Origin of the sequence: Vibrio sp. SALL6, from assembly GCF_002002385.1 — a bacterium.
Classification (GTDB): Bacteria; Pseudomonadota; Gammaproteobacteria; order Enterobacterales; family Vibrionaceae; genus Vibrio; species Vibrio parahaemolyticus.
In genome coordinates, this window is record NZ_MQVK01000019.1 from 68,396 (window position 1) to 87,222 (window position 18,827).

At 40.3% G+C, this 18,827-nt stretch carries 19 protein-coding genes; 13 read left to right on the top strand and 6 right to left on the bottom strand.

Annotated elements, in window-relative coordinates:
- Nucleotides 1-17 precede the first annotated feature (17 nt).
- Together BIW15_RS11130 and BIW15_RS11135 are read left to right on the top strand one after the other, a co-directional pair.
- Nucleotides 18-977 carry a diguanylate cyclase gene (locus BIW15_RS11130; RefSeq protein ID WP_005479359.1) on the top strand — a complete coding sequence of 320 codons (960 nt, stop codon included), beginning with the start codon at nt 18-20 and terminating at the stop codon, nt 975-977.
- Entirely contained in the window at nt 974-1,963 is a 990-nt protein-coding gene (locus BIW15_RS11135) for a Solitary outer membrane autotransporter beta-barrel domain (RefSeq protein WP_077281011.1), read from the top strand. Before BIW15_RS11130 ends, BIW15_RS11135 begins: the two co-directional genes overlap by 4 nt.
- Before the next feature lie 75 nt (nt 1,964-2,038).
- Here BIW15_RS11135 and BIW15_RS11140 read toward each other — a convergent pair whose 3' ends face one another.
- Nucleotides 2,039-3,283: a GGDEF domain-containing protein gene (locus tag BIW15_RS11140; RefSeq protein ID WP_011106381.1), complete on the bottom strand. Its 1,245-nt coding sequence runs from the start codon at nt 3,281-3,283 to the stop codon at nt 2,039-2,041.
- Between the two features lie 256 nt (nt 3,284-3,539).
- Here BIW15_RS11140 and BIW15_RS11145 point away from each other — a divergent pair, with 256 nt between their 5' ends.
- From BIW15_RS11145 to pntB, 4 genes are all read left to right on the top strand, one after another.
- Nucleotides 3,540-3,908 (top strand): late competence development ComFB family protein, encoded by a 369-nt coding sequence (locus BIW15_RS11145; protein ID WP_020835311.1) that lies wholly within the window; start codon nt 3,540-3,542, stop codon nt 3,906-3,908.
- A 53-nt stretch (nt 3,909-3,961) separates the two neighbouring features.
- Nucleotides 3,962-4,243 (top strand): HlyU family transcriptional regulator, encoded by a 282-nt coding sequence (locus BIW15_RS11150; protein ID WP_005498884.1) that lies wholly within the window; start codon nt 3,962-3,964, stop codon nt 4,241-4,243.
- Nucleotides 4,244-4,676: 433 nt separating this feature from the next.
- The gene (locus tag BIW15_RS11155) at nt 4,677-6,233 is read left to right on the top strand and encodes a Re/Si-specific NAD(P)(+) transhydrogenase subunit alpha (protein WP_025502005.1); all 1,557 of its coding nucleotides are present in this window, start codon (nt 4,677-4,679) and stop codon (nt 6,231-6,233) included.
- Between the two features lie 9 nt (nt 6,234-6,242).
- Entirely contained in the window at nt 6,243-7,619 is a 1,377-nt protein-coding gene (gene pntB, locus BIW15_RS11160) for a Re/Si-specific NAD(P)(+) transhydrogenase subunit beta (protein WP_077281012.1), read from the top strand.
- Between the two features lie 67 nt (nt 7,620-7,686).
- On the opposite strand, the gene BIW15_RS11165 is transcribed toward pntB, so the two are convergent.
- Together BIW15_RS11165 and BIW15_RS11170 are read right to left on the bottom strand one after the other, a co-directional pair.
- Nucleotides 7,687-8,463, bottom strand: coding sequence for a toll/interleukin-1 receptor domain-containing protein (locus BIW15_RS11165; RefSeq protein WP_077281013.1), 777 nt, complete (start codon nt 8,461-8,463; stop codon nt 7,687-7,689).
- Nucleotides 8,464-8,544: 81 nt separating this feature from the next.
- Nucleotides 8,545-8,853 (bottom strand): hypothetical protein, encoded by a 309-nt coding sequence (locus tag BIW15_RS11170; RefSeq protein WP_077281014.1) that lies wholly within the window; start codon nt 8,851-8,853, stop codon nt 8,545-8,547.
- Between the two features lie 250 nt (nt 8,854-9,103).
- On the opposite strand from BIW15_RS11170, the gene BIW15_RS11175 reads away from it, so the two are divergent.
- The 4 genes from BIW15_RS11175 (at nt 9,104) to BIW15_RS25210 (ending at nt 13,274) form a co-directional block, all read left to right on the top strand.
- Nucleotides 9,104-9,766 carry a hypothetical protein gene (locus BIW15_RS11175; protein WP_077281015.1) on the top strand — a complete coding sequence of 221 codons (663 nt, stop codon included), beginning with the start codon at nt 9,104-9,106 and terminating at the stop codon, nt 9,764-9,766.
- A gap of 149 nt (nt 9,767-9,915) precedes the next feature.
- Entirely contained in the window at nt 9,916-10,641 is a 726-nt protein-coding gene (locus BIW15_RS11180) for a hypothetical protein (protein WP_077281016.1), read from the top strand.
- Between the two features lie 73 nt (nt 10,642-10,714).
- Nucleotides 10,715-11,182, top strand: a complete 468-nt coding sequence (locus tag BIW15_RS11185) for a hypothetical protein (RefSeq protein ID WP_077281017.1) — start codon at nt 10,715-10,717, stop codon at nt 11,180-11,182.
- 1,210 nt (nt 11,183-12,392) lie between these two features.
- The gene (locus tag BIW15_RS25210) at nt 12,393-13,274 is read left to right on the top strand and encodes a P-loop ATPase, Sll1717 family (protein ID WP_257966906.1); all 882 of its coding nucleotides are present in this window, start codon (nt 12,393-12,395) and stop codon (nt 13,272-13,274) included.
- 129 nt (nt 13,275-13,403) lie between these two features.
- Here the strand turns inward: BIW15_RS25210 and BIW15_RS11195 are convergent, their stop codons facing one another.
- Nucleotides 13,404-14,306: a hypothetical protein gene (locus tag BIW15_RS11195; protein ID WP_077281018.1), complete on the bottom strand. Its 903-nt coding sequence runs from the start codon at nt 14,304-14,306 to the stop codon at nt 13,404-13,406.
- Nucleotides 14,307-14,434: 128 nt separating this feature from the next.
- The gene (locus tag BIW15_RS25110; protein WP_179115272.1) at nt 14,435-14,599 is read right to left on the bottom strand and encodes a hypothetical protein; all 165 of its coding nucleotides are present in this window, start codon (nt 14,597-14,599) and stop codon (nt 14,435-14,437) included.
- 793 nt (nt 14,600-15,392) lie between these two features.
- Between BIW15_RS25110 and BIW15_RS11200 the strand changes: the two genes are divergently transcribed.
- Both BIW15_RS11200 and BIW15_RS25115 read left to right on the top strand, forming a co-directional pair.
- The gene (locus BIW15_RS11200) at nt 15,393-16,037 is read left to right on the top strand and encodes a hypothetical protein (RefSeq protein ID WP_077281019.1); all 645 of its coding nucleotides are present in this window, start codon (nt 15,393-15,395) and stop codon (nt 16,035-16,037) included.
- Complete coding sequence (locus tag BIW15_RS25115; protein ID WP_179115273.1) at nt 16,021-16,191, top strand: hypothetical protein; 171 nt, start codon at nt 16,021-16,023, stop codon at nt 16,189-16,191. Before BIW15_RS11200 ends, BIW15_RS25115 begins: the two co-directional genes overlap by 17 nt.
- Nucleotides 16,192-16,396: 205 nt before the next feature.
- On the opposite strand, the gene BIW15_RS11205 is transcribed toward BIW15_RS25115, so the two are convergent.
- A complete protein-coding gene (locus BIW15_RS11205; protein ID WP_077281020.1) occupies nt 16,397-17,902 on the bottom strand; it encodes a P-loop NTPase fold protein in 1,506 nt (501 codons plus the stop codon).
- A 340-nt stretch (nt 17,903-18,242) separates the two neighbouring features.
- Between BIW15_RS11205 and BIW15_RS11210 the strand changes: the two genes are divergently transcribed.
- Entirely contained in the window at nt 18,243-18,812 is a 570-nt protein-coding gene (locus tag BIW15_RS11210) for a hypothetical protein (RefSeq protein ID WP_077281021.1), read from the top strand.
- Nucleotides 18,813-18,827 lie beyond the last annotated feature (15 nt).

Consider the following 18,827-nt stretch of genomic DNA (forward strand, 5'->3'; position numbering starts at 1 on the left):
TAAAAATGGAACGCGTTATGCAGCCTACAGGGACATCAATGCGTATTCTTCTGGTTGATGATGTTCAACTAGACAGAATGCAGTTGGCTATTCGTCTTAAACAGCTTGGACATATCGTCAAAGCCGTCGGTAGCGGTATAGAAGCTTTAAATACTTACGAGAGCTTTGACCCCGAACTGGTACTGCTTGATATTTCCATGCCTGAAATGAACGGTTTTGAAGTCTCCCTCCATGTTCGAGAAACTTTTCCAGACTGGATTCCTATCATTTTCTTAAGTAGTCATGAAGAACCTGAAATGATTGCGAAAGCGATCGATGCGGGCGGCGATGACTATTTGATTAAGCCAGTTGACAAACTCGTCCTGAACTCCAAACTCATAGCGATGCAGCGTATCGCGCATATGCGTCGAGAACTCAAACAAGCAACAGCCCAACTAGAGCAAGTCAACCAACTTCTCACTCAACAAGCCAACGAGGATGGACTGACCAAGCTTTTCAACCGCCGTTACATTGATCAAAAGTTAGATTCAATGGTGGCGTGGCATGGAAGGCACCATATGCCGATGGCGATGATACTGTTAGATGTCGATTTCTTTAAGCCATTTAATGATAACTATGGACACATAGAAGGTGACCGCTGTTTACAAGCGATTGCCAACCAGCTTAAAGCAACATTCTGTCGTTCTGGTGAATATGTTGGTCGTTATGGCGGAGAAGAGTTTGTGGTTTTACTCAGTAGCACGGACGCGCAAACGGCAGAAAGGGAAGCAGAGCGCATTCAAGAAGCGATGTACTTCCTTGACTATCAGCATGAGTTCTCAAGCGTTGCAAATAGAGTGACGGTGTCACAGGGTGTGTTTGTGTTCCAACCCACTGGAAAAGAGAATCAAGCAGATTTGTATGCCACGGCAGATAGGGCGCTTTATACTTCAAAATCGTTAGGTCGCAATACTTATACAATGGTAAACGCAAGTTGAAACAAACTGTTATCAACAGTTACGCTATAGCTACACTGTCACTTTTGTCCGCGGCTTCACAAGCCGAAACGCTTAATGATTTAATAGTCAAAGAATTTGAGTACAACTTTGCATTGAGTGTGGTTTTAACTGACACCGATGTATTTACATTTGGGTTTCATGATTTCGACCCTAACCAATACTTCAACTTAAGTAACGAAGATATTGGGACGGCAGACTCTTTGGATCTGCGCAAAGAGATCAAAGAATTCACGTTACCTTACAGCTTTGACCTTGCCGAAAACGAAACTGAGAAACTAACGTATCGTTTTAATGGACGCTTTTATCTGTTGGGCATTGATCAAGATGTTTACTTCAATGAAGAACCTATTCCTGATCGAAGTAAAGAGCAGTTTATCGGTGGGTACAACGAGTTTGAAGTGGAAAAGCAGCTCACAGAACACTTTAGCTTAAGTGGTGCGCTAGGGGCTCACCTCATACATTATAAAACGGACTATACCTACCGAAGTGATGCAATTACGGCACTCCAACCTATTTTGGATGGCGCATTGATAAATACCAGTGCTTGGGCTTTGCTCGGACAGCTTAACGCCAAGTTAAAATACCTTGAACAAGAATCATGGGGTAAATGGTATCTCTGGACATCGCCACATTACTTCTATGGAACTGGATGGGGTGAGGCAAATAACGGGAATGTAGGAAAGCCGGAAGGTTGGTATTGGGTAAATGGTGTCAAAGTCTTCTACGACGTCGCTCATATTGGTACGACAGTTCAATCTTTCTATACCAGCTTTAGTCGAATCGATATTGGTGGCGATACGAGCGATCCGCTAAATACCACGAATTATTATGAAGGCAGTATTGGATGGTTGATGACTCCACCGTTTGAGTCCGATTGGATAGACAATATTGGTATCGGTTTAACCATTAATTATGGCAGTGATCTGAAAGGCGGCAGTTTGGTTCTGTTCTTTAATCAGGATTGACGAAACTTGCCGTTGAACTGTCTAAACAAAACGACCGTACTTATTTGAGTGCGGTCGTTGTATTTTTTTATGTGATTAGTTCTGATTCACTCTGGTGCAATTTCGACCTGCTTTTTTAGCTTTATACAATGCCGCATCCGCCAGTTTGATGACTTCAGCAGGTTCTCTTCCGTTTCTACTGTCTGCAGCACCAAAGCTCGCCGTGACGAATACCGATTCTCTTTGCATGTCTTCGGTACCTCGGTTTTGCTGGCCTTGCTTGTGATCGTCAGGGCGAGAGGCTTTGTCACGGAGGATCATTTCATATTCAGCGATAGCTTTACGAGCTTCTTCTATATATTGGCGACAATCTTCAACGTTTTTTCCCTTGAAGACCATGGTGAACTCTTCGCCGCCGAAGCGATAAACCTTTGCACCACCACGTGTTTTCATCAATCTTGAAGCCACCATTTTGAGCACATCATCGCCGATGTCATGCCCGTACGTGTCGTTAAATTTCTTGAAGTGGTCGACATCGAGCATTGCAATTGTGAACTTTCTGCCCATGTGTTTTAGATCTAAATCTAATGCTCTGCGGCTTGGAATCTGCGTTAGGCTGTCAGTAAAAGCAAGTTGGTGACTCGCCGAGGTCGAATAGATGATGATGAGCAGACCAGTAAGCGTAAACATGGTGCTGGAAATGTACTGCACATCAAAGAAGATGAATGTTGCGGAAGCCAAAGCCATTGCAGAATAGGTCATCGCATGGATGATTTTGTTGGTTTTCAGCAGCAGAATACCGAGAAAGCACACAATACCAACACAATACAAAACAAGAATAAACGGCAGCTTAGATACGCTAGGCACAATGAACAAAATGCCGCTGGTCCATTGCTCAAAGCCACCATCAACGTAATATGCCAAGATGATGTAGGACCACAAGATGAACATCACCAGCATCAAAACATAGATGAACATGGCTTTTGAATCGAATCCATCTTTGTTGAACAGAAAGACCGTCAAAAAGGAGACAGGAAGCAGGGTAGCGAGAATAGTGAGTTCTAATAACGCGGTTCCGCTGTTTAGAGGGACTTGCAATCGATGCTGAATAACAAAGTATGCCACCAACATGGATAAGCAGACCATTGACTCTCTGCCTTGCTTAAAGGAGTAGCAAAGCACGAGCGCACAACCTAGCAAGATATAAGGTAGGTTTGCAGCAATACCCCAGTTGGATTGAGTCATCTGAATGATGTTGCCCATACCAACACTCACCATACCTAATAGTGCGATCGGGAATAAAAATCTAAAGCCTGATGACGTCATTAAAGATGAGGACATTTATTAAAAACTGCCTGCAAATAGTTGATTATATCTAGTATGTTACGTTAAGCATTTAATCAATACCGAGTAAGGTGAGTATTTGATTTTCTTGCTTTTTGATTTAAGAAGAATACGTGTATTTGCGCATTTTCCCAAGTATTTTGGCTCGCATCGCAACAAAAAGAGAGAGATTGATTAAATTAAGACCAATCAATGAGTTGTTCAAAACGACCGGCTGCTATACTTGTTCACAATGAACATAGGAGAATCATCAATGCAGATCAGTTCTGACGTACATAACTATATGGAAACCCTCGTTGGTCAAGTGCTAAGTTCAGACCAATACACTTCTCAATTCGATAACGAGCAGTTGGCAGATATTGCCTGTCTCGCGCTGATTCAGCTTAAACCTGTTTATATTCGTCATGATATTGATTTTCTTTCTGCACTACCGGAAAGAAAACTCACTCAGTTCAAGCAAAGCGTGGATGTCGCGGTACACAATGCTGCCGCTATGATTTTAGAAGACAGGCGTAAGAATCGCGATAATGATGTGCCTGTCATTTTCTCTCATACCGGTTATGATGATGACAAAGAGCTGGATTGGTTTGAGAAACCAATCTTAAACGTCAACATTAGGTGATTGGCGTTTGCGCAGAACCGAAACAATAGAGTAATCGTACCCAAGGAGGAATCGTGGGATTCTTTTCACGCTTGTTTGGTGGCAGTGAAAAAACTGCCGAAGTAAAAACGGTAGAGCCTGTCGAATACAAAGGCTTTCTGATCTATCAAGAGAGCATTTCAGAAGGCGGTCAATACAGAATCGCAGGACGCATTGAAAAGTCCTACGATGGAGAAGTCAAAACGCATCGTTTCATTCGCTCTGATTTGCTCGCCTCTGAGGGAGATGCAAACGAGCTGATGTTGAAGAAATCTCAAATGTTTATCGATCAAATGGGCGACAAAATCTTCGATTAACAATTCGCTGCAACTTGATACGAATCATCTTAACGAGGGCCATTAGTGTATATGCTGATGGCTCTTTCTTTTTTTAGCTTAAATGTCTGTTAACTAAGTAGTTACGACGATCTGGTTAGACCTCGGTCTTGTGTGACAAAGCGTTGTTATTTTTCATGGTCAAAGCGAGAATCTTTGATTACTTAGCGTTATATGTAATGAAATTTAGTATTTAAATTACAAAACACTTGAAGTCATAACCCACGTTCGATACAAACAGAATAATAACAGGGCTGTTAGTCAAGGTGTTATTGTGCAAATGGGTGGCCCCAAACACCATCTTTCGTTTGCAATTGTCTTGCGTGGTAAACAGATAGAAATAAAAAAGAATTAGAGTAGAGCACAGCTCTGTTTTGGGACTAATTTATTGATATGTATACAAGGAGTATGCGTTTTGCAAATCGGTGTACCTAGAGAGATACTCGCGGGTGAATCGCGAGTGGCTGCATCGCCGAAGTCGGTTGAGCAGTTAATTAAATTGGGATTCGACGTCGTTATCGAATCTCAAGCGGGGGTGCTAGCAAGTTTCGATGATGCTGCTTATGAAGCTGCTGGAGCGAAAGTCGTTTCTAGTGACGAAGTATGGGCATCTGGTCTTATCTTAAAAGTGAATGCGCCAATCGTAGATGAAGAAAAAGGCATCGACGAAATCGCGTTACTACAAGATGGTGCAACACTTGTTAGCTTTATTTGGCCAGCTCAAAACGCAGAGTTGATGGAACAACTATCAAGTAAGAATATTAACGTTCTTGCTATGGATTCTGTTCCTCGAATCTCTCGTGCACAAGCCTTGGATGCACTTTCTTCAATGGCTAACATTGCCGGTTACCGCGCGGTAGTTGAAGCGGCGCATGAGTTTGGTCGCTTCTTTACCGGTCAAATTACAGCTGCAGGTAAAGTGCCACCAGCGAAAGTTTTGGTTGCTGGTGCAGGTGTAGCGGGTTTGGCTGCAATCGGTGCGGCTGGCAGTCTTGGTGCTATCGTTCGTGCGTTTGACGTTCGTCCAGAAGTAAAAGAACAAGTTGAGTCGATGGGTGCGGAGTTTCTGACCGTGGATTTCCAAGAAGACTCTGGTTCTGGTGACGGCTACGCAAAAGAAATGTCTGATGACTTCAATAAGAAAGCGGCAGAGCTATATGCAGAGCAAGCTAAAGACGTTGATATCATCATCACAACTGCATTAATCCCAGGCAGACCTGCTCCGAAGTTGATCACCAAAGAAATGGTCGATAGCATGAAAGCGGGTAGTGTGATTGTTGACTTGGCAGCCGCTAATGGTGGTAACTGTGAATACACAGTGAAAGACCAAGTTATCATGACAGACAACGGCGTAAAAATTGTTGGTTACACCGACATGGTCGGCCGTTTGCCAACGCAATCTTCCCAGCTTTACGCAACCAACCTTGTAAACCTTCTTAAACTGCTTTGTAAAGAAAAAGACGGCAACATCAATATTGATTTCGAAGATGTGGTTCTTCGTGGTGTTACTGTTATTAAAGAAGGCGAAATCACTTGGCCTGCTCCACCAATTCAAGTATCGGCTCAGCCTCAAGCTAAGCAAGCTCAACCCATTAAGAAAGAGCCAAAAGTTGAAGAACCAACTTCTCCGACTAAAAAGTTGATTGGTCTTGTTGCAGCCGTTGGCGCATTTGCTTGGATTGCATCGGTAGCACCTGCTGCGTTCCTTTCTCACTTTACAGTGTTTGTTCTTGCGTGTGTGGTGGGCTACTACGTGGTTTGGAACGTAACACATGCTCTGCATACGCCACTAATGTCTGTAACGAATGCTATCTCGGGCATTATTGTGGTTGGAGCGTTGTTGCAAATCGGACAAGGAAACGGGGTTGTATCATTCCTATCCTTTATTGCTGTATTGATTGCAAGTATCAATATATTTGGTGGTTTCACCGTAACCAAGCGCATGCTTGAAATGTTCCGCAAAGATAAATAAGGAGTCACAATGTCTGCAGGATTAGTACAAGCAGCTTACATTGTTGCTGCATTATTTTTCATCATGAGTTTGGCGGGGCTGTCTAAGCAAGAGTCCGCACGTAACGGTAACTACTACGGTATCGCGGGTATGGCGATCGCGTTGATCGCAACGATCTTTAGCCCAGATGCTCAAGGTTTTGGTTGGATCATTATCGCGATGGCGATCGGTGGTGCGATCGGTATTTTCTACGCCAAGAAAGTAGAGATGACCGAAATGCCAGAACTGGTTGCTATTCTACATAGCTTTGTAGGTTTGGCGGCGGTACTTGTTGGTTACAATAGCTACTTAGACGCACCAGAAGCTGCAACGCATGCAGAGCATGTTATCCACCTTGTCGAAGTTTTCCTTGGTGTATTCATTGGTGCTGTAACGTTCACAGGTTCTATTGTTGCGTTTGGTAAGTTACGTGGTGTGATTTCATCGTCTCCACTGAACCTTCCTCACAAGCACAAAATGAATTTGGCTGCGATCGTAGTTTCAACGCTTCTAATGATCTACTTCGTAAAAGCAGATGGCAGCATGTTCGCGCTTATCGTGATGACGTTAATTGCGTTCGCATTTGGTTACCACCTAGTCGCATCCATTGGTGGCGCGGATATGCCAGTTGTTGTTTCTATGCTTAACTCGTACTCAGGTTGGGCAGCGGCAGCAGCAGGTTTCATGCTTGCAAACGACCTATTGATTGTAACAGGTGCTTTGGTGGGTTCTTCAGGTGCGATTCTGTCATACATCATGTGTAAAGCGATGAACCGCTCGTTTATCAGTGTTATTGCTGGTGGCTTTGGTCAAGAGATTATCATTTCAAGTGATGAAGAGCAGGGCGAACACCGTGAAACCACTGCTGAAGAAGTGGCTGAAATGCTGAAAAACTCGAAGTCAGTAATCATCACTCCGGGATACGGCATGGCAGTAGCGCAAGCGCAGTACCCGGTGCATGAAATTACTGATGCACTTCGTTCACAAGGTATTGAAGTTCGTTTTGGTATTCACCCTGTCGCGGGTCGTCTGCCTGGTCACATGAACGTGCTACTTGCAGAAGCGAAAGTACCATACGACATCGTTCTGGAAATGGACGAAATCAATGATGATTTCTCAGAAACAGATACGGTTCTGGTTATTGGTGCGAACGACACTGTAAACCCAGCAGCGCTAGAAGATCCGAACAGTCCGATTGCTGGCATGCCTGTATTGGAAGTGTGGAACGCGAAAAACGTCATCGTATTCAAGCGTTCAATGAATACTGGTTACGCGGGCGTTCAGAACCCACTGTTCTTTAAAGAAAACACTTCGATGCTGTTTGGCGACGCAAAAGTCAAAACTAGTGAGATATTAGATCATCTTTAGAAGGGTTGATTTAATACAATAAAGACAAAAGAGAGCTTCGGCTCTCTTTTTTTGTTCTAGTAAGCAATCATTGTTCGATAACCCAGCCATTATCAATTGCGAGTAGCTTTGCCTTGTTTGTTAGTTTGTAGCCATTGATAGTTCGTCTACTCTTGTTGTTAAACCAACTGCAACCTTTAATCATCCCTTGTTCAAAAAGGCTAGCTACGTAAGTTTCTGCGAATATCTTTGAGCACCCCAATGCGTCATGTAGTTGCGAAAATGCAAATCTCTCGTGACCATTTTCATATCGTTCGACCATCCATTTGAGTAATAGCATTTTTTTGTCGATTTGGCTTTCGGCTGGTTTTGACTCTGCCGTTTGATATGGATTACTACCAAGTTCTGGCTTCTTGTACAACGGACTACCATGAATTTCACGCATCAGTTCGTCAATAACAGACTCGAAAGCGTTATCATTTGAAAAGTCATAGTAAAGCTTTGTCTTTAGAAAAGTAGGGACGTGTCTTGTACCTTTTTGTCGAATGATCGGTATGATTTTATTGTCATCAATACTCGTCATTAGAGATGATGTGACAATCATTTTTTCATATCCGACTCCACCAGTACCTTTGTTTGCTTTATCTACATAAGTTTGAGTACACACCATTACTACTCGGTCAACTTCTGCCAACTGAGTTTCCATGAAATGGGGTAAATCGGTACCACCACCAACCCCCCATGCATCTATGCGAGCATCTATACCTGCGTATACCAATCGTGTCGCAAGATCTAGCACCCATTGTTTATGTTCAGCACTGTCATGTGAGTACGACAGAAATACTTTTGGTACCTTTGTGTTCATTTTAATCTCCGTAAAATCGGCTGCATTCAAAAATGAGAACCCATGACTATAGTCTCAATGGCAATAACTTAATTGAGTTTATTATTCACAAAGGTAAGCATCCATCATTACAGTTGCTGCGTTGCCGTTGGCTGTAACCTCAGAGTCTACTATGACTGCTGAGTTTGCTCCGATTCTTACTGCTTCTTCTGCGGCATTGAGCCTTGCTAATTCTATATTCCGATCAACAGTCAAACTCATGACTTCAGTACCAGAAACACTTCCAATAAAACTACATTGTTCTGCCATCGTTTGATTGATCACTCTAACTGGTAAATCTGTACCAGTCGAACTAGATGAACAACCGACAATCAACGCACAAATTAGAGGCGGTAAACAATTTTTAAACATATTAAAGTCCCTGATTGCAATGTGTTTAGTGTCATATTGATTTTAATACAAGTAAAAAAATTTTACATCGGGCACTATGCATAACCGAAAACAATATCAATCTCTCTTAGTCATTTCTTAAACCTAACCTCATTTATTGACTTAGCTATTAAAAATAGTTGTTATCGTTGATGTATATACGCTTATTGTATTAAAGTGTACGATATTCGAATATTTTGGTTTTATAGTCGTAACAATAGAGAGAGAAACAATGAGCTATTCGGTAGACGTATACTACAACGCAAACGAAACAGTACTAGGCTTGGTACAAAAGCACGTAGAAGAGAAATACAACGTTGAAACGACAACGTGTAAAGGTTTTCTGTTCTTGAAAAGCAACGACCGCGAACTATTCAACATAGTAGTGAAAGAACTTGAAGGCGGCGAACACCCGTACGCAAGTTTTGGTCACTACAGCTTTGCAGCAGAAACGACACTAGACTTTGTGAACGGTGAAATCTCTGAAGCAGAGCTTGAAGAAGCACTTGCTCAAGAGTGGGACTTAGAAGCAGAGCAAGCAGGTTTGCAAAAAATGCGCGACCTTGTAGCTGCGAACCCTGAACTTCAAGCAACGCTAGCAGAGATTGCGAAAGAATACGGCGATATGGACGATAACGCAGTCGATGATCAGATTGTGGGTGATGAAGTCGATTTTGAACTCGACGAAGAAGCTACGTATGCGTTTGTAGTCGGAATCACAAAACAAGTAGGTCGTCTAATAGAAAGCGGTGATTTTAACAACAACGAAGCACGTTCAAATCTTCGTGCGGCGATGAAGTTTTTGGTCGAACATAGTCCGTCATACCGTGAAATTTTGAAAGAATCAGGTGCTTCTGAAGAAGAAGTACAAAAGCTAGTAGAGCTAGCAAACTAAGCATTCTTTAATGAACAAAGCAGCCTTCGGGCTGCTTTTTTATGCCTGCTGAAAAATATTTCGAAAATAATGTTTAACACGGTCAGATCTCGGTGGACAATAGCCTCACGACAACGAAATACACATTAACAACTAAGAGAGAAATCGAAATGAATACAGCAGAAATGACACAAACTGAACAACTGATTGAAAATAATACTTCGTACGCGACTCGTGTATACTTTAATAAAGATGAGAGAATGACAGAAGCAGTCAAACAAGCAATTAAAGTCACTTATAACGTTGATAGTATTATTTGTGACGGCAATGTTCTTCTAACAAAAAAAGATGATTATCAAGATTCAGAGTTCAACAATATATTTAATTGCTTACGCGATGAAATTGAAGAAATTGCAATTTCCACGATTGTAGATAACATCACAGATGCAAGTTTGATTCAAAGCGTTTTCAATGAATCACGCAAAGTTTTTCATATGCTGAATATCGTAACTGAGTTGATTGAAATTTCATTCTGCGTTGAATCTGATAAATTCACATATGAATTCAAAGACATCGATATCATCGACTCTTATAGCGAAGACGAACAAAAGCGAATTAATCAACATGTTAGAATGCTATTAAATGATGCAGAACAAGAATTAGATATAGCAGAACGCAAGCTTGATATTCTGTTTAAAGTCGATGCTAAATCTCTACTAGAAGCAATCAGAACAAACGAACTGAATGAAGCACAAGTCGAAGAATGTAAAGCTTTGATTGTATATCACACAATCGACGCAAAGCATCGTAATACATTTTCAGAGCGTTTCGCTAAGTTAGACAAACAGCATCAATCTGATTTACACGAGTTAATTCTAGCGATGTGTAATCTATAATCTCGCGAGACTTGTACTAAGCAGTCGAAAGACTGCCTAGTTGCTTACTAATGACGAAATACAGAGAAAGAACATGAACAAAATCAATGAATATGTGCACGCTTTTTACGAAGTAGAAGACAAGCTACTAATTCGAAGAATTATATTTGATATTGACAGCATAGACGAAGCTGCTCATGTAATTAGACATTATTCAACGAAAGACGATTGCGAATTTCAGCATGGCGATATTGTAAAAGCACTCGAAAAATATATCGAAGAAAGCAACAGATATACAAAGCAACATGTAATTAAAATGCTATTTGACGTGAAAGACAACGAGCTATTTTCAAAAGAGCTGCAACAAAAAACATGTATTAATGACGCTATCGTTACGATGTGCATATTATCAGATCAGCTTGATATCATCGATTACGATACAGAGAATGACGACACTGAAGAGCTTCTGCAAGAATACATTAAAGACGCTGAAGAACTTAAATCTATAGACGAAGAATTAGACAAAATGATAGCAGAAATGGATTTAGAAATTGCTGAATAGTTAGTTCTCAATTAAGACAATAGCCGCGCAAGCGGCTTGTCGCGCTTTGACTGTACAAGTATACAGTATTTGCTATCATGGCAATATCACAAGAGGTATTGACTATGAAATCACGTGAGCACACCAGATCTAAGCAAATTAAAGACGAAGTAGTTGAAATGACATGCGAGAAATGTAGTCGTGGTGTCTTTCGTTATGACGATTCTAGGGAAGTGCTATCACCGTATCAAACCAAGCAATACCCGCACAAATGCTCTAGATGTGGCTATGAAGTCTATATATCGATTCAGTATCCGATCATTAAGTTTGGCAACGAAACATGGGTACTCGCGAAGAATGTCGGTTAAATTTCAGTTTAGTTGGTCATACCTGCTAAATATGTCTGACAATCATTCAAGCTATAACTTGAGAGGTAAACCATATGCTCTATGGTGGATATGAGATCGCTATCAAAGAACTTCAATAAACTGTGTTTTTCGGTATGCCATATATGATAGCTTTTGACTATTCGTGTGTACTACTGGGTGTGTAATGACTTCATTTAAATTTAGGAAAAATGCAAAAATTGGTAACTTAGATGCTGAAACTGATAGTTTTTAGCCCCTTGCTTTTATGAGTCAGACCTCTTTCGTGGTATAGTCAACTTCGACCCATCTAATGAAAACCCAGATTTCACTAAACGTGTTATTGTTGGAAGAACTGGCAGTGGTAAAACAGCTCTTTTAAAACAAATTGTAGAACATGGAAACGTCAAAGTTCATGACACAATAGAGGCTGAAAATACTGTATTCGAACATATTAATAATAACAGGTTCGTCTCAGATTTAGTATCAAACGGTATTGATTTGAGAGTTTTTTATAAGTCTCTTTGGTTACATGTTCTACTTGTAAAGGTAATTCAACAAGTATATCGATCATCATACGAAAGTTTTTTTGATTTCATAAGTGACTTGCGCGGAGGGCATAAGAAGCGATATAAGCCTGATATTGTTAATGAGTATATGGAGTCTTATAAAGATAACTTCTTTAATGACAACATTGTCACTGAAATTACTCAAAAGATGCAGAATGAACTCTCTGGGAAACTATCTCTCGATGTATTAAATTTAGGTGGTAAACACAGACTGAAAACTTACAAAAGATTCAAAGAGAAACATCTAGCTACGTTAGTAGAGAACTAATTCGAAAACAAAAAGAGCTGATCAAAGTAATTAACGAAGAGTTTTCCGAAAATAAGCAGCAGCTTAGGGTAGTTATTAGCATTGATGACCTTGATAAATCGTGGCTTAGTTCAAGTGGTATTCGGTATGATTTCATAAACGCATTGTTGGAAGCGTTTAAAGAACTCTTAGATATCGAGTCAGTAAAAGTTCTAATTTCAATTCGTACTGATATCTTAATGGGTATTTATCATAATAACCTACGGCAAGATGAGAAAGATCAGTCATTGATTTATGCAATTTCATGGAACAAGACTGAAATCAGAGAAATCCTTAACTTGAGAATAAATCAGTTGGTTAAAGACCAATACCGTTCGAGTCAAACAGTTACCTTCTCTGATGTGTTTAATTTTGACATCGATGGTGTAAAAGCTGACGAGTTCATAATCAATAGAACGATGTTGCGACCGAGAGATGCAATCGACTTTGTTAACCTTTGCTTGGCTGAGTGTGACGGAAATGTAGAACTTAATGAAGAAATCGTCCTTGAAGCCGAAGAAAAGTATTTTGCTACTCGCAAGAAGGCGTTGGTAAAAGAATGGAAAAGCATATTCCCTCACATAAAGGATTATCTCGACGCACTATCGTTTGTAAATGTACAAGAGTTTAAAGTCAAAGAGTTGAGTGAAGACATCAAAGATAAATCACTCAACTACTTATTAGAGCGGCCGGTCAAGTCAGTAGACGATGAGCTGCACGACAACCGATTAACCAACTTTGATGAATTAATAAAAGTGTGGTTTACAGTCGGAGTAGTAGGGTTCAGAAAATCGGAAAATATAACCATATATTCATCGTTCGAAAAACATGAATTAGACATTACAGACTTTAACAAGACGTTTCGTATCCACCCTCTGTTCTTTAGAGTCTGATTCTCCCTAAGAATCATGAACCTTTTGAAGGCTACAGGTTGAGAAATAGGATAACTATCAGATTAAATTGTTCTGAATTAGTGAAATTTCACTACTGTAGCCTTGTTGAAAAGCCAAATTGTGTCATGTCTACCGACTACCAGCATCTTGCATTAGCTCTTCCTCATATACTTCAATTGTACTTTTTATAGTTGATATTGCTTGTAATGGCTTTTGATACATAAGTTCGATTGGCATTTGTAGTCCAATTTTAGAGCGGTAATTGTTAAACCATCTAAAGCCGTGATGTAGGTCGTCGCGTAAACTTTGTTCTTCATTAGCAGATAAACGTTCGCAGTCTAGACGTCTTTGCCAAGATGCTAATTCACACCAGTTTGACTTCAATTCGCTAACTAGTGGCATAGTTTCTATCGTATTAGTACTCATATCTAAAACTGTTGAGTGTTCATGCTCTTCTTCAACTTGACGCTCTAGACTTTGCTTTGCTGCTACAAGCTCGTTGTATTCAGCTTCTATTCGTTTTAGTTCGGCAATCATAATATCTTTCTCATCATTTTGTTTCTGTAGGTCAGCTACTTGCTTACGTAATATTAAAAGCTCATCTTCTCTTGGGTCGATGAACGGCTTTGTTGCGAATAGACGGTCAATAGTAACTCGCGTAACTAGGCTCGCATCTGCATTGAACGTGAACGAATCTTTTTCATCGTTATAATCGCCGTTCGAGCAAGTTGCTGCGTATAGCTCACGCGATTCAAAGTCGTACGCAATAGCAATGCTTTTTGAAGGATCGAATGCAAGCAAGTGATTCGAATCAACTGCTACGTATACGTTGTTCAAGCTAATGTTACGCTCAAGTCTTCGTTTCAATGTTTGAGTTTTAGCTTTGTCGCCGCAGTTGAGCAACGAAACAGGGAATGATTCGTAAAAAGTAATGATCGAACTAGCGTGTGTCGTGTTCTTTTTCTTACTGATGAAATCTTGGAATCGAAGTGTGTAGTTATTGCGGTTAACGAATAGTGTTAGCTTTTTCATGTGTTTCCTTTGCGCACAAGTGGCGCTCTAATAGAATATTGAGCAGTTGTGACAGTGAACGTTTATCGCCGCTGTCATGAAATTGTTCTAGTAAGTCGTTGCGCAACTTTGCGCGGACAGTTGATGTATTACTCATTTTTTGCATTCTCTAGTTCTCTCACAATGTTGTAGATGGTCGCAGTTGATATCTTGTAAGTCTTGCTTATCTCAAGCACAGTCATATCACCGTATGTGTATACGTCGTAGATCTCTTGCTTCTGTTCTGGCGTTTTGCGTGGCTTCTTGATTCTCATGTTGTTCTCGTTTCTTGTTTCTACATTTTTATTTATATCGAGCAGAATCAAGGTTCCGGTGATTTTCGCAAAAAAGTTGAAATTATTTTAAAGTCAATGGCGGCATCGTTAAACAAATCATCAATTTACGCAGTTCGTAATTCCACATTCGATGATGTGACATAGCAGTTCGTAAGCAGTTCATGATGCAAAATCGTTAATCAAGCAGCAGTTCGTAAGTAGTTTATAGCAGTTCGTAAGAAGTTCGTAATGCAATTTTAACTAGCTATAGCTATAGTATAAGTCGCAAAATAAATAGCTAATGAAAGGGATGAAAGGAGCGAAGCGAAAAGAAAGTTATTAATAATATTAAGAGACGGCTTAGTAGACCTCTTGGTCGCTTCGCTTTCTCTCAAGTAGATGATGGTACTGGTAGTTCTACTGGTAGGTTCTCGACTGGTCTTCAATTGGGGCTTCGCCCGTCGCACCTGCGGTGCTCCAAAATCCTACCGCTTCGCTTAACTTTCAATTCAAACTAAATCGCTTGTAAGAGCTTCTAAAGCTGCTCTAACTGGCTGTTTGTTGCTGTACAGATTTCGACTTGAGTATCGTTGGTAGATCAGCTTGAAATGCTTCTTGTATGCTCTTCATAGATATTTTTAAAATTATTTCGATAAATCGTACTTGCTAGATTCTTCAAGGGCTTAGAGAGCTTTCTAGACGGTTTTGAACTGGTTTTGTTTACATCTAGCGTTATAACCTCATTTTTACTTTTCTAAATACATTCAGATTCAACAAAAGAGAGAAAATCTGAATGACTAACAATATTGACATTACTGTTCTTGAGAGCATCAAAAACTTAGAAGCAAACTTCGTCGTAACTAAAGTGCTTGATAAAGGCATGAACAAACACAAGAAGCCGATTTACATCGATTCGATTCATAACTGGTGTGTGCTTGATATCTCAACTCCGACTCAGCCGATGAAGTACACGATCATCGACTTGTCTGATTTGCTCAAAGTCGCTAACTGCTTGTGGCGTTACACTCTTTACAAGAACCGTAAACAGGGTTCGAAAAATGAATACGTACAAACGGTTGTTTACGACAAATCAACTGGCAAATCGACTTGTACAACGTTAAGTCGTGTTGTTCTTTTCGGTTACGGTAGCAAGACTAGAATGGTTGCTGATCATTGTCGGTCAAATAAGCTCGATAATCGTCGTAGTTCACTTGAAGCAACTACGCACTCTGAGAACTTGAAACGTGCAGAACGTCGTCCGTGGGAAGGGGCGAATATTAGAAAGCGCGTCCGTGTTTCTACGCCTGACGGTGAATTTGAAAGCTTAACAGCCGCTGCAAAATTCTACGGTGTAACGCCGCAATGTATTTCACGACGTATTAAATTCGGTATGAAAGGATTCAAGAGAGTGGAGGCAGACAATGCAAAAGCTGCTTGAGATCGTTGTATGGGTTTTGTTTGGCGTATGCGTTGCAACGATGACGTACAACGTGCTTGAGAAAGAGAGTTTGAGTAATCGTATTACTGAGATTCAAACAACGCAAAGCGTTATTCAAGAGCAGCAAAACGAAATCCTAAATATACTTGATTAATGTTTAACAGCAGCTATTTGTAGCCGATAATAGACACATCTCGAAAGAGAATGAATTAACTTAATTAACTTTACTTCAACTGAGTTAGTTCTAAATGTGTATATTTCTTTCCATTAAGTTAAGTTCATGCCCCGTTTTGTCAGCGGGGCTTTTTTTATCTATAGATTCCGACGAAACCTTCTCATTACTAACACAGCTACGCTTGTTATGAAAAAGAGTCGAAAAGGTGTAGGTATTCGCTTAATTCATCGGAAGATATGGAACTAAATTGTCCATCACAAACTGTTTCGATGAATTCAAAATGAGTTTGAAAAAAAGAACCATAGGTGCCGACGTGTCTACTCACTAAGTTACCAAACCACATATCATGCTCAAATCTATCGGCTCTATCGTTCAGAAGCGTCAGCTTTTTTACGCAATCGTCTTTGAATCCTTTCCTCAGTTCGGCATCTTCCGAAGATATTAAGCGAATTGGGTACCAAAGGTCTTCGTAAGCTTTGATTATTTCATATGAGTAACTACCAATTCCATCTCCCAAATGTTTTGGTTTGATGCGTCGATTTGGATTTACGTCTCCAGAGACGGGGGTATAGATATCTTGGAGCTCATAAGTCTCCTTCGGAAAGAGCTCATAACCAAAAATGTTTGACATAACCTCGAAAATCGAGACGATAACTGTTTCATCAAGATTCAATAAGGCAGCCTCAACACGAGCACTGATTTGTTCAGCTCTTCTAAATGAAACGTCGTGAGCTGCGCAGAAAAAAGCAAAGACCTCTTGAGCGGATTCCTTACATATCATTGGGTACACTTTTAGATTCTCAAAAGGGACTTGAGAAAACATGTCATATGCTCTCACGAAAGATAGGTAGTCAGGCTCAGATAGCGATAATCGTCGTTGAAAAAACCTACTTAGATACTCTTCAGAGTCAAATTGCTCACCATATACTGCTTTGATAGAACACTCTAACTGGGTGGTATCAGTAGACAACACGAATACCATATTAGGTATATCAAACAGATGTTTCACTACTTCGAGCATTTCAATCGCATATGTCGGTCTACATCGGTCAAGCTCATCGATGAATACATAAACTTTAGGCTTACCTGATATCTTGCAAGCATCTTTCACTAAGTCACCCAGATTAGACTTGAACGTTTGAACAAACTCTTTGTGTTTTTCATGCGTTGCGAACATCTCTTTTCCGAAATCACCAAAATCTGGGGCAGGGGCAGAGTTGTCATCAATAGTACCTTTCACCGATACGCCTATCTCTTTCAGTAGAGACTCGTAATCTTTACCGAGATAGTGTTTACCTAGTGCCATAGTTAATACTGGCAAAAAGTTTTTCGCTAGCTTCCATCCAGCACTGAAAATTTGCTTTTCTTTCTCTGCAAAATCTACCATTCCACTACGCTTTTTAAGCTGGGTTAGTATTTCTGCTGTAACAATTGCTAATGGGTCATTTAGGTAGTCAGACTCCCAAGCGTCTATTTTGACCGAAACGTAGCCTTGTTCACTGAGCTTTGTACACCAGTTATCGACAAAAAACGTCTTACCAGTACCCCATGCGCCATTTAGATTGGCTACATAACCACAAGTACCAGGTCTTGAATTTAGATAATTAGTAAAGGCTTCTGCTTGTTTTTCTCGGACTTCTTTGTACGCGCAATTTGCAAATGCTTGATTTGGAGTAGTGAGGGCGTTCATAAAATGTACTATTTGTCTGTATGCATATGATGCCTATATTAACTCGGTGAATCTTTAGAGCAAGGTTCTAATGTGTTCAGTATCTAAAAATGTGGAGAGAGTAATGCATCGTAACCAATGTAGTTAATCACTCGATTAATTTGGTTACTTAACCCCAAATAAAACATAGTTGCTTATAAGTTTTTATCTTTGACGATAGAGTATGCGTCGTATCATTAAGCTTACATTTTGTAATGATAAAATCGCCAAAATTGAGCTATAAAGCGATGTCTCAAATAGAACAATGACTTTGTAATATCTATAATTTCCCCTTTTTGATAAGGGGTATATTGTGAGGTATATGTCATATTTGTTTGTCATGTTATTAGTGGGCTGCGCAGCGCCGCAACAACAAACAAAGTTCCAGTCTAATGCGACCGTGCAGTGGGTAAGCGGGTTGAATGAACCAGTTTACATTGCACCGACTAAGAAAACCGTTAGTGCAAAGGTACACGATAAACTATATGTGTTCTCACTTGACGAAAAGACTTCTGGTATGAAATGTGTAGTTTATGAGTATGGTAAAATAGCTGCAATGGGGGTCTGTGGGTCTGAAATTACAATAACGAATTCTGACGGTATTGCTACAGATGTTGGACATTTAATAATGGATGATGACGCTCAACACATTAGTTTCGAGGTAGATGAAGCGATCATTGCTCAAGAAGAAGAGAGAAAGCGTTCGAAAGCTATAGAGCTTGCTGAACAAGAGCAGTTAGAGCAATGGGCTCTCAAACAGACAAAACGTCGTATAGAAGCTGAAACACGTGAAATTGAAACTCGTAGTAATAAAGCTGCTGAATCTATAGATGCCTCGAACGATGCGTTGAGATATTTGGGAGAAGGTGTCAAAAACCACGGTGTTAGATAGCCCAGTAATCTTATC

What these genes read in the sequence shown, in the direction of transcription:
- BIW15_RS11130 (WP_005479359.1), top strand. Translation starts at nt 18, where the DNA reads ATGCAGCCTACAGGGACATCAATGCGTATTCTTCTGGTTGATGATGTT.
- BIW15_RS11140 (WP_011106381.1), bottom strand. Translation starts at nt 3,283, where the DNA reads ATGTCCTCATCTTTAATGACGTCATCAGGCTTTAGATTTTTATTCCCG.
- BIW15_RS11145 (WP_020835311.1), top strand. Translation starts at nt 3,540, where the DNA reads ATGCAGATCAGTTCTGACGTACATAACTATATGGAAACCCTCGTTGGT.
- pntB (WP_077281012.1), top strand. Translation starts at nt 6,243, where the DNA reads ATGTCTGCAGGATTAGTACAAGCAGCTTACATTGTTGCTGCATTATTT.
- BIW15_RS11165 (WP_077281013.1), bottom strand. Translation starts at nt 8,463, where the DNA reads ATGAACACAAAGGTACCAAAAGTATTTCTGTCGTACTCACATGACAGT.
- BIW15_RS11170 (WP_077281014.1), bottom strand. Translation starts at nt 8,853, where the DNA reads ATGTTTAAAAATTGTTTACCGCCTCTAATTTGTGCGTTGATTGTCGGT.
- BIW15_RS11175 (WP_077281015.1), top strand. Translation starts at nt 9,104, where the DNA reads ATGAGCTATTCGGTAGACGTATACTACAACGCAAACGAAACAGTACTA.
- BIW15_RS11180 (WP_077281016.1), top strand. Translation starts at nt 9,916, where the DNA reads ATGAATACAGCAGAAATGACACAAACTGAACAACTGATTGAAAATAAT.
- BIW15_RS11185 (WP_077281017.1), top strand. Translation starts at nt 10,715, where the DNA reads ATGAACAAAATCAATGAATATGTGCACGCTTTTTACGAAGTAGAAGAC.
- BIW15_RS11195 (WP_077281018.1), bottom strand. Translation starts at nt 14,306, where the DNA reads ATGAAAAAGCTAACACTATTCGTTAACCGCAATAACTACACACTTCGA.
- BIW15_RS25110 (WP_179115272.1), bottom strand. Translation starts at nt 14,599, where the DNA reads ATGAGAATCAAGAAGCCACGCAAAACGCCAGAACAGAAGCAAGAGATC.
- BIW15_RS11200 (WP_077281019.1), top strand. Translation starts at nt 15,393, where the DNA reads ATGACTAACAATATTGACATTACTGTTCTTGAGAGCATCAAAAACTTA.
- BIW15_RS25115 (WP_179115273.1), top strand. Translation starts at nt 16,021, where the DNA reads ATGCAAAAGCTGCTTGAGATCGTTGTATGGGTTTTGTTTGGCGTATGC.
- BIW15_RS11205 (WP_077281020.1), bottom strand. Translation starts at nt 17,902, where the DNA reads ATGAACGCCCTCACTACTCCAAATCAAGCATTTGCAAATTGCGCGTAC.
- BIW15_RS11210 (WP_077281021.1), top strand. Translation starts at nt 18,243, where the DNA reads ATGTCATATTTGTTTGTCATGTTATTAGTGGGCTGCGCAGCGCCGCAA.